The organism is Lactobacillus kullabergensis, from assembly GCF_003151025.1.
GTDB classification, from domain to species: Bacteria; Bacillota; Bacilli; order Lactobacillales; family Lactobacillaceae; genus Lactobacillus; species Lactobacillus kullabergensis.
In genome coordinates, this window is sequence record NZ_CP029477.1 from 789,186 (window position 1) to 803,145 (window position 13,960).

The following is a 13,960-nucleotide window of genomic DNA, read 5'->3' on the forward strand; positions in this document are numbered from 1 at the left end:
AAGCATTTTTACTCAAATTTAATATGTTTATAAATTTGCTGTAGGTCAAGTATCGCTATTGTGATGGACATTTGACATTTCATTTACTATTATTTTCAAACTCTTTACTATGGTCCATACAATCATATGTACTGAGCCCTAAAAATTAGACAACTTCTGGGAAGGCTGCTTTATTTTAAATTAGTTTCAGTTTTAGACACTAGTTTATCATCGGCAAATGTGAAACTGGCATTTGCTCCTGCAGTTTTTGCTTTAATTCCAGTGAAGTAAATCGCAGTTACATTTTTCTTTTCTAAAGCGACATTTTCGTTCAACCCGTCAGGTTCACCATAAGTGTTGACAAGTGTACTGTAAGAACTACCTGTTTTTATTGAGTTAAATGCTTTAAGCGTTAGCTTAGTGCTGCTGCGGTTCCATTTAAAGCCCGAGACTGTTTTGGTGATAGTCTTTTTATGACTAAATTGAACCATTATTGTAGTTCCATATTTAATCCATGAATATGATTTTACCTTAAAGCCTTTAACCTCAGTGGAAGAAATCGAATTTGGCTGACCTAAAATGTTTTTCACATCTTTAAGAGTGCTCCCGCCATTACCTTGCTGCATGACGTTACCGACTTGAATTTTGTCAAAAGATTACCTAAAAGAAGTTTTTTGAGTGCTTGTTTTCTTTACTTTTTGGCTGCTTTTCGGCTTATTGTTGTCAGACTTATTACCTTTGCTATTGTTAGAGCAACAAACTAGGGATAAGGCTGCTAAGCAAATAGCAGCTATTGACAAAACATTCTTACGCTTTTTTAATACTTCCTCCTGTATTTTTCAGGTCTTTAAAAATATTACGAAGCTTTCGAGATTGTAATCATTAATTGACTTTAGATAGATCAGAATAGGTGATGACAAAGGAGCCAAGTACCGATTTTACTTTTTTGATTTTTAGGAAAACAGTATCTCCTTTTTTAGCGTTGGGGTTTTCTGGACTAACAAAATTAAGATGTTTGCCGGTTTCCATGTTGTAACCAAAGGAACTTTGAGGCTCAAATTTTTTAATTTTGAATTGTACCGTCTTGCCTTTTAAATTTTTACCTTTACTGAGGTCAGCTTCCGCGTCTTTAATATTGGGATAGTCTGCGACTTTTGGCTTAGGTTTCTTTTGCTGGTGAGTGGTTTTAACAGGTTTGTTAGCACTAACTTTACTAGTAGTCTTATTGTTAGAACAACCTGCAATTGTCAGTGCCGCTAAAATTGTGGCGCCAATCGAAAAGGCCTTCTTAAATTTAATCATTACTTCCTCCTCAAACGATATTGCCGTAGGTTTGTTGTCATTGGCGTGGTGGACAGAAATACCTGATCGCAAAAAATTAGTGACAGTTTTTAAATTTATAATTAATTTCTAATCAAGTATACTTTAATTTTATCGTACCTTTTTTATGCCGTAAATAATATTTACTAATATTATTTAAAGCTAAATTGAAGATGTTTTAATGTTTAAGTTCCAGTTGCTATAGTATTTTAGCCATCATAGAAATGATATGTTTCTAAAAACTTAACTCATGAATAAGCAAATATAAAGATTAAATAAAAAAACAATACTGCTCTTATAACTACAGTTAATATTTAAGTTTATAGTGGCTATTTTTTTATAGTTTTTAAAGTTATATAATATTGTGAATATTTATATGTTGTTTGGTTAAATGCATAACTAAGCAGATTCAGTGCTTTTTATAGGTCTTGTGATATATTTAAAAATGAATATAAAATAATAGTTTTTAAACTATTAAATTAAAGGAATATAAATATGATTACAAACAAATACAAGAAAATTTTTATCAGTTGCAGTATGGCTTTTGCAGGCTTAAGTATTTTTCTTTATGCTAACAAAAATGTTGTCAAAGCTAATGATTTAGCGGGAAAGGCAAACCAAAGTCTTGCAATTAAAATGCAATCAGCGGGCAGTAAAAGCACATTTGGATCTACTAAAATTAGTTATCAAGAACTGGATACAAGAGTAGATGATGATTCTCAGATACAAAAAAATTCTGTACAAACTCAAGATGAATCAACTGTTGTCAAGTCTGGCAAATGGGGTGCTGACGGTCCTGAATGGAGTTATGATCCTTCAAATAACACATTAAAAGTGGGTGTCGGTACAATTAAGGGTGCAGATAATGGCGCGGGCGCATTTGCGAACCTAGATATATTAAAAAACGTAAAGAAAATCCAATTTGACCAGCGTTTAAAACTAGTAGGCGACTTTGGCTATTGGTTTCGATTTGTAAAGGATGAGCGTTTAATAAATCTCACGGAGATTAATGGTCTAAGTAACATTGATACTTCAGAAGTAACAAGCATGAAAGGGATGTTTTATGCCAGTAAAATTAAGTCTCTTGATTTATCAAGCTGGGACACTTCTGCAGTTACTGATATGAGTTACATGTTTACGGATATGTTCATAGATGGTGATGACGGATCATTAAATATTGGCGGTAATTTTGCTTCCAATGCAAAAAATGTCAAAGATATGACTTTTATGTTTAATGGCTGTGCAAATCTTGCTAAAATTGACGGAGTCAAAAATCTTAATACCAGTTCTGTAACTTCAATGAAAAATATGTTTCATGGTGATTATAATTTAGCTGAACTTGATTTAAGTCATTTCAATACTGAAAAAGTGACTGACATGGCAGATATGCTTAGTTATTTGATCAGCCTCAACTACTTGGATTTGAGTTCGTTTGATACTACCCAAAGTCCCAATATGAAAAATATGCTGGCAAATGATTTGACTCTACCAGTGGGGGCTATTGTGAACGGCAAGGTAGTATACCAATACGCACCAGGTATAACTACTTTAGTTTTAGGCTCAAAAACAAAATTAAGTACCGATGTGGCTTTGGGGCAACCAAATCCTGAAAAAACACCGAATAAAGAGAACTTTATCAACAAATGGCGATTGACCAATAATAACGAACCTCAACTAACTACTGCTGAATTAATTCAAAAAAGTCAAGATGGATCTCTTAAGCCGGGTGCTTATACTTGGAAAAAACTAGTAACACCACCAGATGATACCGACAATAATTATCCTGCTCCTAATCCCGTTCTGGTTGAGTCGACAAATCCAGTGGAAAATAATGATGAAAATAAGGACAAAGACGAAAAAAATAATAACGGTTCAAGCAGTGAAAAAATTGTAGTGTTGATGCACAATGCTTATCTTTATGACAATACTGGTACTCGTGCAAACCAAATTATTTTAAAAATTGGTTCGAAACTAAAGACCTGTGGTAAAACGACTATCAACGGACGCAATTTTTATGTTCTAAATGATAAGGGCAATAGCAACATAAAATATTACATTGCTGCCGGTAATGTTGATTCTGTAGTCCGTAAAATAAAACATAATGCCTACATTTATAATCAATATGGTGATCGCCAAAATAAGAAAGTTTTGAAAAAAGGTTCAACAGCAAAAACATATGGTGATCCCATCAAAATTAAAAATAAAAAATATTACATTGTAGATAAAAATAGATTTGTTAAGAAAGCAAACTTTTAAGATAATCAAAAAGCATAATTCACTTCTAAGAATTATGCTTTTTCTGTGTTCGTTAAATTACATTTTAATTGATTTTGAAAATTTCATTGTCAATTGTGACATTATCTTTAGAAAAGAAGGTTAATTGGTCATTCTTTTTGTCTAAAGCAATGACCATTACTGTTGGATCATAGCCCTCTTTTTTGATAGCTTCAAAATCAACTTGAACTAGAGGATCACCTTTTTTGACTTCTTGTCCCTCTTTAGTAAGAACTTTGAAGTGCTTTCCTTTAAGGTTAACAGTATTTATGCCGATGTGAATTAGATATTCATTACCAAGAGGGGTGGTAATTCCAATGGCATGACCTGTTTTATATGCGACTGTGATCTTTCCGTTTACTGGTGAAACGATCAAATCACTGATTGGAATAATTCCAACTCCTGAACCCAAAGATCCTCAGGAAATCAAAAAAGTCATTTATGTTAAAGAAAATGTTAGGAGTCAAATGTATTAAACACGCAAACTTTGAGGAATAATCTTAAAGCGGTAATTAACGAGATAACATAGGAGTACTCTATCAGATGCTTATAGAGCTTTAATCGCAAATTAAAAGAATTAAGTGCGCAGCTCTTGACAAAGGACCGTTAATTCATTTTTACCTCCTAAGCATGTGACTATGCGGGCATAAATCTATTTATCTTGTTTAATTTTTTCATGCCTCTCAATATATAGAGTGTCACGGTACTCATAAGCATCAGGATATTCGTTAAAATTAAAGGTCAGTTCCTTATGTTCAGCAAGCATTTCCTTAATTTTATCCATTGAAATTTTAAAATATTCTTTTCGCTTGTTAACTCTATTTACTCGTTCAGCATCAAATCGCTTGTGTAACTCAGCTTCTAATTTAAATGCGTTATCGCTAAATACTATTGCATTAACATCAAAATTAAAAGGTACCGAAGCACTTCCAAGTTCTTTAATTCTTTCCATAGGATCTAATCTTCGAGTCACGCCAATCTTATAAATATCTTTACCAAAGGAACCAATGTTAGAAATTATATAAACATATCCAGCTGTAGGATTTGATGCTCTATCGTTTAATTTTTCTTTTCGCTCGCGAACGTCATTAAGCTTTTCTTGCAATTCCTTCAATTCACGTTTGAGAGCTAAAATTTCAGCTGTCTCTTTAGTATTCCTTAGTTTATCGACTACACGTTCTTTTGCTTGAGAATAATGAGTTTCATCTTTCTCATATTTAGCACGTTCAGATGCAATTTCTCTTTGCAGTTTTCTTTCCTCTCTTTCTCTTTCTCTTTGCTCACGTAATTTTTCTTTTTCTTCTTCTTTCTTTAATTCATATTCAATTGCAATGTGTGCTTCATCTAATTTGCTATCAAGATAATTTGTAGTTAACCGAACTCCGTTAGGTTCATTTAATTTGTTTAATTGGGTAAATGAAGTGTTTATTTTCTTTTCTATAGTTTCAATATTTGCTTTAGTCACTTTATTAATTGCAGCTTCGGATTCCCCATTAAATGACCTAACCAGCTGTTTAATATTTTTCTTTTGCAAAGATCTACCTTTAGCTATAGAACCATCCAAGGTCATGGGCCTAAAAATTTCACCAGCTATATTATTTCGAATCATATCTTTTTGATCAGAACGAACTTCAGATAGCTTGCCCTTATACGTACTTGAGTTTGAAAATTCATAGCGAGGTTTATAAAGTCCATAATTTTCATAAAGTATTTCATCTGATAGATCTACAATTTGGCTATTTAGTTCAGTAATTTTGTCATTTAGTGAACCTATCTTGGTTGTAAGATCATTTTTTTCATTTTTCTTGTTTAGTAGTATTTTATCAAGATTATTTATTTCACATGTCTTTTTTTCAATAAGATTGTCTAGTTCTTTAGGTTTCATTTGGCTGATGCTTAATTTTAAATCAGCTTTCTTTTTTAAACTATTATTCTTTATTTTTAATTCTTCTAAATCTTTTTTTAAACTAGAATCTTCCGTTTCTGCGACATCTAAATCTTTTTTCAAACTAAAATTTTCTGCTTTTGCGACTTCTAAATCATTTTTTAATTCTTTAATATGAAAAAAATCAAAAAATGAAATACTTTTTGAGAGCGGGTTTTTGTAATTAGACTTCTTTTCTTTATGAGAAGGATTGTTGTTGGGTTTCTCAACTATTTTTTTAGATAGAGATTTTGTAACTTCTTTTTGCTGACTAGATGCTACCTCTTTTTTAGATTCGTTCTCGACTATGATCCATCCTTGAGCTTTAAGTTCTTTATACTTGATTTTATTGTAAAAAACGCAGAGTATTACATTAGTTAAAAAAACGCACTATTCCATGGCGTGAAAATTATTAATGAATCGATAAGAAAAAAAATCACAAACCATTTCCAGTCTTTTTTATAAATTAAGTAAAAAATGTTAAATAATAAAGCCGCCCAATTAGATCCTCGACCTATTTTTTTGATTTCTCCTGTGTTAGGGTTTTTAAAATTGACTGAATGATTCATAAAATACTCCTTATTTTTCAAATTAAAATAACGATTACATTGATATTAAAAAAGAAGATATTGATCTTCTCTCATACATCTTCACAGTAATATCAAACATCTAGTAAGGGATGCCGTATTGTTCCATAAAACCCCCACTTTTTAAAATACCTAATTGATGGCTTGCTTAGTCGTAAACCAGTTCAAGAGAATATAAATCCATTTTACGTTCTTTTGAAGTCAGTAGATCGCTACAATATTGAGCAACTTTACTATTGTATTCACCATTCATTATATGGCAAATTTCTTGCCAAGAAAAATTTAGATTCACTAGAAATCTTTATGTCATAATTGACTGAGAATTTCTATTCTTAGAAAATGCAACTTCGGTAAGAGGATACTTGGTCATGGTTTACGTCTTTCAAACCATGATCCTTATCCTTAGAAGCAGATGTCGATTAATCAGTATTTCCTAATAAGTAGCCAGTGGAAGTATGTAGAACATTAGCAACTTTTTTAACTTGTTTACACTAGGTATACTTATTTTCAACGCATATATGGAATTTGTTCCAATTTCGATCATTTCGTTAATCTTGGTAAGAGTAAAATGTCTCTTTTTAGTATATTCTTTAATTCTTTCTAACATTGTCATAGTAATGTTTCCAAATTGAATTACTTATGTTTTTAGTAAACAAACCCATCCAATCTCTTATTACTATGACTGCATATTAGTATATTTACTAATATGAGTCAAAGCATTTTAAGTGATTTGCTGAAAAATTATTTACAATTTTAGCAGGGTAAGGAATTAAGAGTATGACAATTGAACAAACTTTAGCTTGTTCGAAAGAAAAAGCATAGAGTGACATATAGATTAAGTTGGTTCAATAAAATTACACGGTTTATGGCTTAGTAGTTTTACCATATATCAATCAGAGGACATTTAACTATACAATTAAAAACTGCACTAGTAAATTTTGAGGAATGAAAAAATTTATTAACTAATTTTGATTTAAAAATTTTAATTTTTCACATACAACAATTATTAGCCTCTTAGTTGAAAAAATTAACCTCTTACTCACATCTGATAGTCATTTGTTTTTAATCTTGCTATAATTACAAACTAAATAACTTAAGCTAAGATGGGGTAAAAGCATGAACAAAAAAGAGGTAAATGTCACACTAAAATGGGTTTTGAAAAATCTTAATCCATGGATGATACTTTGTTTATTTATCTTTGGCGTTACCAGTTCTTTTGAAGGAGTACTAAATGGTTATATATTAGGTTATATTCCCAGACTTAACGTCAAAGACGGAAACAGTTTGATCGCATTTTACATAGCCGCAGTTTTATCATATTTAACCGTTTATGTTTCTCTTTTCTTATTTAGCCTGTTAATGCAAAAAGCAATTCAGACTTTAAATGAAAAGATAAAAGGCATTTATTTTAGGGCAAATTTTGCCAGTTCATTTAACAATCCTAATTTGGATTCATCTGAAGTTTTGAACAACATGACTAGTATTTCCAAACAGATAGAAGAAAAGTACTTTGAACCGCTTTTATTGCTTTTTCAAAGTCTCATGACAGTCATATCTTCTACAGTTGTAGTATTAATGACTAATCCGGTTTTAGGTCTGATTTATTTGGCTCTTTCCTTCATGTCGCTTCTTCCCAGTTATATGGGTAAAGAAAAGATGAAAATTAAGACAGACATGTGGAGCCATTCTAATTCCAATTTTTTAGCGATTACGCGTGACTTATTTGCAGGGCGTTTTGAAATTACGAATTTTGGCGTTAAAAAACTATTTATGCAGAAATTTGATCATTCTTTGCACGATGAGGAACAAAGATATTACCAATTGAATGCTTTCCAATATGTTCTGCAATTTATTTCCTGGTTATTTGCCATATTAATAACTTTAACTCCGATTTTCATAGGACTTTGGATGGCCAAAAACAACATCTTAGGGGTCACAGTAAGTACGATTCTTACCTTGACTCTTACTGCGGATCACGTGGTTGGTGGCTTTCGGCAGCTAACTAATTTTGAAACTCAAATTCAAAGTACAGAAGGAATTAGAAAGATTTCTTGGACTGAAACAAAAACAGATCAAAAAATTGCTCAGCCAGTCGCTGACAATAAACTGGTTGTTGAAAACCTGTCGGTTAAACGTGGTGACCGAGAAATTTTTAAAAACCTGTCTTTAAGCCTAAATGAAAACGACAAAATGATTATTACTGGACCCTCGGGTGTTGGCAAATCGACTTTGCTAAATGCAATAGCAGGATACATTCCAATTGAAATGGGTGATGTGAAATTTGGCGGGCACAAATTGAAATATTCAGATTTTGTGTTTATTTCACAGAATATTTGGTTATTTGCAGGAACGATCCGGGAAAATCTTTCTCTTTTGCAAAATTTCACAGACGAAGAATTAGTTGCTTCTCTGAAAAAGGTAGGTTTATACAAAGAATTAGGCAGCAAAGCACTGGATTTTGAAATTAAGGAACAAGGCAGCAATCTTTCAGGTGGACAAGCACAGAGACTGGCTGTTGCCAGAGGACTTCTGCGTCATAAAAAGATCTTTTTACTAGATGAAATTACTTCTAGCCTTGATCATCAAAATGCTGATGAAGTACACCGCTTAATTTACCAACTGCCTTCAATTGTTATTGAAGTGGCTCACAACTTTAACAAAAAAATAGCACAAGAAAACAACGTCAAGATCTTTAACTTAGCACAAAATACAAAATAAAAATAACCCGCAAAATGTTTCATTGCACACTTTGCGGGTTTTTAATTTATATTATTGCTACTTTTTACATCCCAGCCTTAATCATCTTTTTCTCAGCCATAGTCTTGCGTAAAGAGAGCATAGCAGTATAGGTAGACAAAATGTAAACCTTTTTCGTTGGTAAGTTAGCAATATTGGCAATTACTTCCTCATTGTCGGTGCAGGTAACCATTTTACCCGGGTCAAAACCGGCAACTTCCAGACGAAAACCCATGTCGTGCCAGCGCTCTCCACCAACCAAAATTTTTTTAATTTGCTTATGGTTGAGATCTTCAAACTGACCATCCCAAATCCAGGAAGTGTCAATTCCGTCAGCGTGGTTGGCATTAAGCAAGGCTACTAATGAATAATTATCTTTTTCAGTGTTAAGCATGTGTAGCACCTCATCTAGACCAACCGGATTTTTAACTAAGATCAGGTCAATCTCTTTTCCTTCATATTTAATTAATTCTTGTCTGCCAAAAATCCGCTTGTTTTTTCCAAAAGCCTGAGCAATTTCTTCTTCACTCAGGTCAAAATAACGTGCCACAGAATAGGCAGCTAGAGCATTATAAATATTGTAAGTGCCGCCAATGTTGATTGCGTATTCCTTTTTGCCCATTTGAAATTTGAGTTTATTAGGTGACTGCTCAATAATTTTGTTAACAGAATATGTTAATTCGGGTCTGTGATAGTTGCAGTTAGGACAGAAAAAATCTCCCAAGTTGGCATAAATTCGTTCATGATAATGCAAGATATGATCGCACTTAGGGCATAAGATGCCGTCCGTGTTGACAGGAGCCTTGCTGTCATTTTGCGGCTCATCGCTAGGCAGTTTAAAGCCATAAAAAATTTTAGGATTAGGTAAGTCAACTGAAGAAAAGATACTGGCATCACCATTGGCAATAATAGTAGCGTTGGGTGCCAGTTTGATTCCTTCAACAATTTTATCGTAGGTAGTGTAGATTTCACCGTAGCGATCCATTTGGTCGCGAAAAATATTGGTTAAAACAAAAAGGCTGGGATGAAGCAGTTCCGTCACCATTTTGACATTTGCTTCGTCAACTTCTAACACTGCAATTGGTCTTGAAGATTTTTTCTTTTTGTGTGCTAAAAAGGCCGTCACAATTCCTTGTTGCATGTTGGAACCCGATGGATTGGTCAAAACATCGCCGTATTTTTCTCTTAGTGCAGCCACGATCAAAGCTGTAGTCATGGTCTTGCCATTTGTACCGGTAACAACTACAGTTTCATATCCTTCAGCCAGTGTTTTTAAAATTTCAGGATCCAGGTCCATTGCCAACTTGCCGGGAAAACTTGTACCGCCTTTTAAAACATTATGTAAAAACCAGTAACTTGATTTACCCGCGCTTTTTGCTATTACAGACTTAAAACTCATATTCTTCCCTCGCTTTAAAATCACTATCAACTATAGCATAGCCACAAATTGAAAACGAGTTTTTAACCATTTAACTACACATATTTTATTTTTACATTATACTAAATTAGTTAAGTGAATTTAAATGAAACAAAGGAGCAAAAATGGCACAATTATTTTTTGAGTATGGCACGATGAGCAGTGGCAAAACTTTAGAGATACTAAAGGATGCTCATAACTATGAAGCTCAAGGTCGTAAAATCGCTTTGTTAACCAGTAAGATTGATGATCGTAGCGGAGTTGGAACTGTGGCCTCAAGAATTGGACTTCACAGAAATGCAGTTCCGATTGACCATGATTTTGATATTTTTGCTTATATAAAAAAGTTGAATGAGCAGGAAAAAGCACGTGGAGATGGCGCGATTGCCTGCGTGTTTGTTGATGAAGCCCAGTTTTTGGAGCGTCATCATGTAGTGGAATGTGCCAAAATAGTCGATGATTTAGGCATTCCGGTAATGACATTTGGCTTAAAAAACGACTTTCAAAATAATTTATTTGAAGGAACCAAGAATTTATTGATTTTTGCTGATAAAATAAAAGAGATCAAAACGATTTGCCACTACTGCGGTAGAAAGGCTACAATGAATCAGCGGATACACAATGGTAAACCGGTTTATGAAGGCGAACAGGTTCAAATTGGCGGGGATGAAAGTTATTACCCGGTTTGTCGGTTTCATTATTTTCACCCGGAGCAAGAAAGATAGGAAGGGATTAGAACAACATGGATAAGATTATGGCACAGCTTGAAAGTCTTGTTGCTCATTATGATGAATTACAAGAAATGATGGCTGACCCAGAAGTTATCAATGATACTAAAAGGTACATGGAGGTTTCTAAAGAAGAAGCAGATTTGCGAGATGTAGTTGAAAAATACCGCAAATATAAGGCTGATAAAAAAGAGATTTCTGATAACAAGGATATTATTGCTAATGAAAATGATTCTGATTTGGTAGAAATGGCCAAAGACGAAAATGAAGATTTAGAGCAGGATATTGACAAACTGGAAGATGAAATCAAGATTTTAATGCTGCCAAAAGATCCTAATGATGACAAGGATATTATTATGGAAATCAGAGGAGCAGCTGGTGGGGATGAAGCTTCCTTATTTGCCGGTGATTTGCTCAGAATGTATGAAAAATATGCAGAAAGACAAAACTGGCAGGTTTCTATTGTCGACAGTGAACCAACCGAAGTTGGCGGTTACAAACGGGTTGCAATTATGATTACTGGCAACAAGGTTTATTCAAAACTTAAATATGAAAACGGAGCGCACCGCGTGCAACGCGTTCCTGTAACTGAATCTCAAGGTCGTGTTCATACTTCAACGGCAACTGTTGCCGTAATGCCTGAATATGAGCAGGTTGACCTTGATTTAGATCCCAAAGATATTAGAGTTGATGTCTACCGTTCCAGTGGTGCCGGCGGTCAGCATATTAACAAAACATCGAGTGCTGTGCGTATGACTCACTTGCCGACAGGAATCGTTGTCGCAATGCAGGATCAACGTAGTCAGCAGCAAAACCGGGAAAAAGCGATGCAGATTTTAAAATCTCGTGTCTATGATTATTATGAAAGTCAAAATCGGAATCAATATGATGCTAAACGCAAAAATGCTGTCGGGACTGGTGACAGGTCAGAGCGCATCAGAACTTATAACTACCCGCAAAACCGTGTGACTGATCATCGTATCGGCTTGACGCTTAATAAACTTGACCGGGTAATGAATGGTGAACTTGATGAAATCATTGATGCTTTGATTTTGTATAATCAAACTAAGCAACTAGAGGAGCTGGCTGAACAAAATGTCTAAGATTGACACTTTAAAAAGTCTGAGAATCTGGGCTGCGGAAACGGCACCAGAAGAAAGGCCGGAAGACATCGCTTTTTTGCTGGCTGAAAGATTGCAACTCAGTCCAAGTGAGTTTCAATTAAAACAAGATATGGAACTAACTCCTCAGCAGGTTAAACAGGCACAAAATGATGTCCGCAAGCTGGCTAAAGGAATATCACCTCAGTATATTTTGGGTTATTCCTGGTTTTTTGGCTACAAGATTTTAGTAAAACGCGGCGTCTTAATACCCCGCTTTGAAACAGAAGAATTGGTTGAATGGACTCTGCAGGATCTAGCTAATGGTGACAAAGTGCTTGATTTAGGTACAGGTTCTGGGTGCATTACTGTAGCCCTAGCTAAAGAAGCTGCGAAAAAGCAAATTACGAATCTTGATTTATACGCTTCCGATGTTACCGATGCCGCCTTAAGAACAAGCGAAGAAAACTTTTTGATTCATAAAGTGGATGTAACAGTCCGCAAAGCCAATATCTTAATCGGACTGGAAAAATTCGATAAAATAATTTCTAATCCACCCTATATTAAGGAAACAGAAAAAGACGTAATGGATCAGAATGTTCTGCAAAATGAACCAAAAGAAGCGCTTTTTGGTGGTAAAAACGGCATTGAATTTTATCAAAAATTTGTTAAACAGGTGCGCGATCACTTAAATAGTGGCGGAGAATTTTTCCTAGAGTTTGGCTTTAGCGAAAAAGACCAGCTGGCTGATTTATTTGCTCAAGAATTGCCTGATTTTACCATTGAATTTAAAAAAGATTTAGCCGGGAAACCGCGTATGGTTAAGGGAAAGTGGAATAAATGATGGAAACAAAAATTTTTTCACAAGATCAAATAGATGATGCAGTAAAATTGCTTGCTGAAGGGGAGCTAGTTGCTTTTCCGACAGAAACAGTCTATGGCTTAGGTGCGATTGCTACAAATGAGCAAGCCGTTAAAAATGTATACGCAGCTAAAGGTCGTCCTAGTGACAATCCCTTAATTGTGACAGTCACTGATGCTCAAATGATGTCTAAATATGCCAAAGAAGTTCCAGAACGTGCTCAAAAATTAATTAAAAAATTTTGGCCAGGTCCGCTGACTCTTTTACTTTATGTTAAGCCAAACAGTTTGCCTAAAGCTGTCACTGGTGGTCTTGACACCGTGGCTTTTCGTTGCCCTCATGATGCTCTGACTCATGAATTAATCAGTAAATTAGGCTATCCTATTGTAGGTCCTTCTGCAAACACATCAACTAAGCCTAGTCCGACTACAGCCCAGCATGTTTATCATGATTTAAAGGGTAAAATTGCGGGAATTATTGACGGCGGACCAACTGAGGTGGGATTAGAATCGACCATTATTGACCTTTCCGTTGCAACTCCAGTCGTTTTACGTCCTGGTGCAATAACACCGGAAGAGTTGAGCAATGCCTTGGGAGAAAAAGTTTTAATTAACAGCGGCAAAGTTTCCGATAAGGATGTTCCAAAAGCTCCGGGGATGAAATATCGCCATTATGCTCCTAGCGCTCCTGTAGTCGTTGTCGATGATCCGCAGGATTTTGCAAATATAGAATTGACGAGTGCAACAGGCGTAATGGCTTTAAACGATGTGCTTAACAAAATCAATTTACCGGCAGTTAATAAATTTAATCTAGGCAAAAATTTAGCAGATGCCGATCATAACTTGTTCGGGGGTTTGCGTTACTTCGATGATAAGCCCGAAATTAAACAAATTTTTGTGCAGGGATTTAACGGCAGCGAAGATACTTTAGCCTACATGAATCGGCTTAATAAGGCTGCTGCAGGTCATCATTATATGGCAAAATAAAAATTTACTAGCAAAGGACTTTAAACCCTTTGTTTTTTTTATTAAAA

Annotated in this window: 13 protein-coding genes; 6 read left to right on the forward strand and 7 right to left on the reverse strand. The window is 34.5% G+C overall.

Annotated features, from left to right (window positions below):
- Nucleotides 1-170: 170 nt before the first annotated feature.
- Complete coding sequence (locus DKL58_RS03915; RefSeq protein ID WP_275425097.1) at nt 171-623, reverse strand: DUF3862 domain-containing protein; 453 nt, start codon at nt 621-623, stop codon at nt 171-173.
- Nucleotides 624-861: 238 nt separating this feature from the next.
- Nucleotides 862-1,281: a hypothetical protein gene (locus tag DKL58_RS03925; protein WP_109586177.1), complete on the reverse strand. Its 420-nt coding sequence runs from the start codon at nt 1,279-1,281 to the stop codon at nt 862-864.
- A gap of 513 nt (nt 1,282-1,794) precedes the next feature.
- Between DKL58_RS03925 and DKL58_RS03930 the strand changes: the two genes are divergently transcribed.
- The gene (locus DKL58_RS03930; RefSeq protein WP_109586178.1) at nt 1,795-3,555 is read left to right on the forward strand and encodes a BspA family leucine-rich repeat surface protein; all 1,761 of its coding nucleotides are present in this window, start codon (nt 1,795-1,797) and stop codon (nt 3,553-3,555) included.
- Between the two features lie 64 nt (nt 3,556-3,619).
- Here the strand turns inward: DKL58_RS03930 and DKL58_RS03935 are convergent, their stop codons facing one another.
- From DKL58_RS03935 to DKL58_RS03950, 4 genes are all read right to left on the reverse strand, one after another.
- Nucleotides 3,620-3,985, reverse strand: coding sequence for a PTS sugar transporter subunit IIA (locus DKL58_RS03935; protein ID WP_109586179.1), 366 nt, complete (start codon nt 3,983-3,985; stop codon nt 3,620-3,622).
- Between the two features lie 240 nt (nt 3,986-4,225).
- The gene (locus DKL58_RS03940; RefSeq protein WP_239386433.1) at nt 4,226-5,581 is read right to left on the reverse strand and encodes an SNIPE associated domain-containing protein; all 1,356 of its coding nucleotides are present in this window, start codon (nt 5,579-5,581) and stop codon (nt 4,226-4,228) included.
- 293 nt (nt 5,582-5,874) lie between these two features.
- Nucleotides 5,875-6,066 carry a DUF2628 domain-containing protein gene (locus DKL58_RS03945; RefSeq protein WP_109586180.1) on the reverse strand — a complete coding sequence of 64 codons (192 nt, stop codon included), beginning with the start codon at nt 6,064-6,066 and terminating at the stop codon, nt 5,875-5,877.
- Between the two features lie 451 nt (nt 6,067-6,517).
- Nucleotides 6,518-6,697, reverse strand: a complete 180-nt coding sequence (locus tag DKL58_RS03950) for a hypothetical protein (RefSeq protein WP_109586181.1) — start codon at nt 6,695-6,697, stop codon at nt 6,518-6,520.
- A gap of 503 nt (nt 6,698-7,200) precedes the next feature.
- On the opposite strand from DKL58_RS03950, the gene DKL58_RS03955 reads away from it, so the two are divergent.
- Nucleotides 7,201-8,802 (forward strand): ATP-binding cassette domain-containing protein, encoded by a 1,602-nt coding sequence (locus DKL58_RS03955; RefSeq protein ID WP_109586182.1) that lies wholly within the window; start codon nt 7,201-7,203, stop codon nt 8,800-8,802.
- A 64-nt stretch (nt 8,803-8,866) separates the two neighbouring features.
- Here the strand turns inward: DKL58_RS03955 and DKL58_RS03960 are convergent, their stop codons facing one another.
- Nucleotides 8,867-10,219 (reverse strand): Mur ligase family protein, encoded by a 1,353-nt coding sequence (locus tag DKL58_RS03960; RefSeq protein ID WP_109586183.1) that lies wholly within the window; start codon nt 10,217-10,219, stop codon nt 8,867-8,869.
- Between the two features lie 143 nt (nt 10,220-10,362).
- Between DKL58_RS03960 and DKL58_RS03965 the strand changes: the two genes are divergently transcribed.
- Genes DKL58_RS03965 through DKL58_RS03980 form a run of 4 tightly spaced genes read left to right on the forward strand, consistent with a single transcriptional unit; the run spans nt 10,363 to nt 13,913 of the window.
- Entirely contained in the window at nt 10,363-10,962 is a 600-nt protein-coding gene (locus tag DKL58_RS03965) for a thymidine kinase (RefSeq protein ID WP_109586184.1), read from the forward strand.
- Nucleotides 10,963-10,979: 17 nt separating this feature from the next.
- Complete coding sequence (gene prfA / locus DKL58_RS03970; protein WP_109586185.1) at nt 10,980-12,068, forward strand: peptide chain release factor 1; 1,089 nt, start codon at nt 10,980-10,982, stop codon at nt 12,066-12,068.
- Nucleotides 12,061-12,909 carry a peptide chain release factor N(5)-glutamine methyltransferase gene (prmC, locus tag DKL58_RS03975; protein ID WP_109586186.1) on the forward strand — a complete coding sequence of 283 codons (849 nt, stop codon included), beginning with the start codon at nt 12,061-12,063 and terminating at the stop codon, nt 12,907-12,909. Before prfA ends, prmC begins: the two co-directional genes overlap by 8 nt.
- A complete protein-coding gene (locus tag DKL58_RS03980; protein ID WP_162542364.1) occupies nt 12,909-13,913 on the forward strand; it encodes an L-threonylcarbamoyladenylate synthase in 1,005 nt (334 codons plus the stop codon). The genes prmC and DKL58_RS03980 overlap by 1 nt, the downstream gene beginning before the upstream one ends.
- Nucleotides 13,914-13,960: the final 47 nt, after the last annotated feature.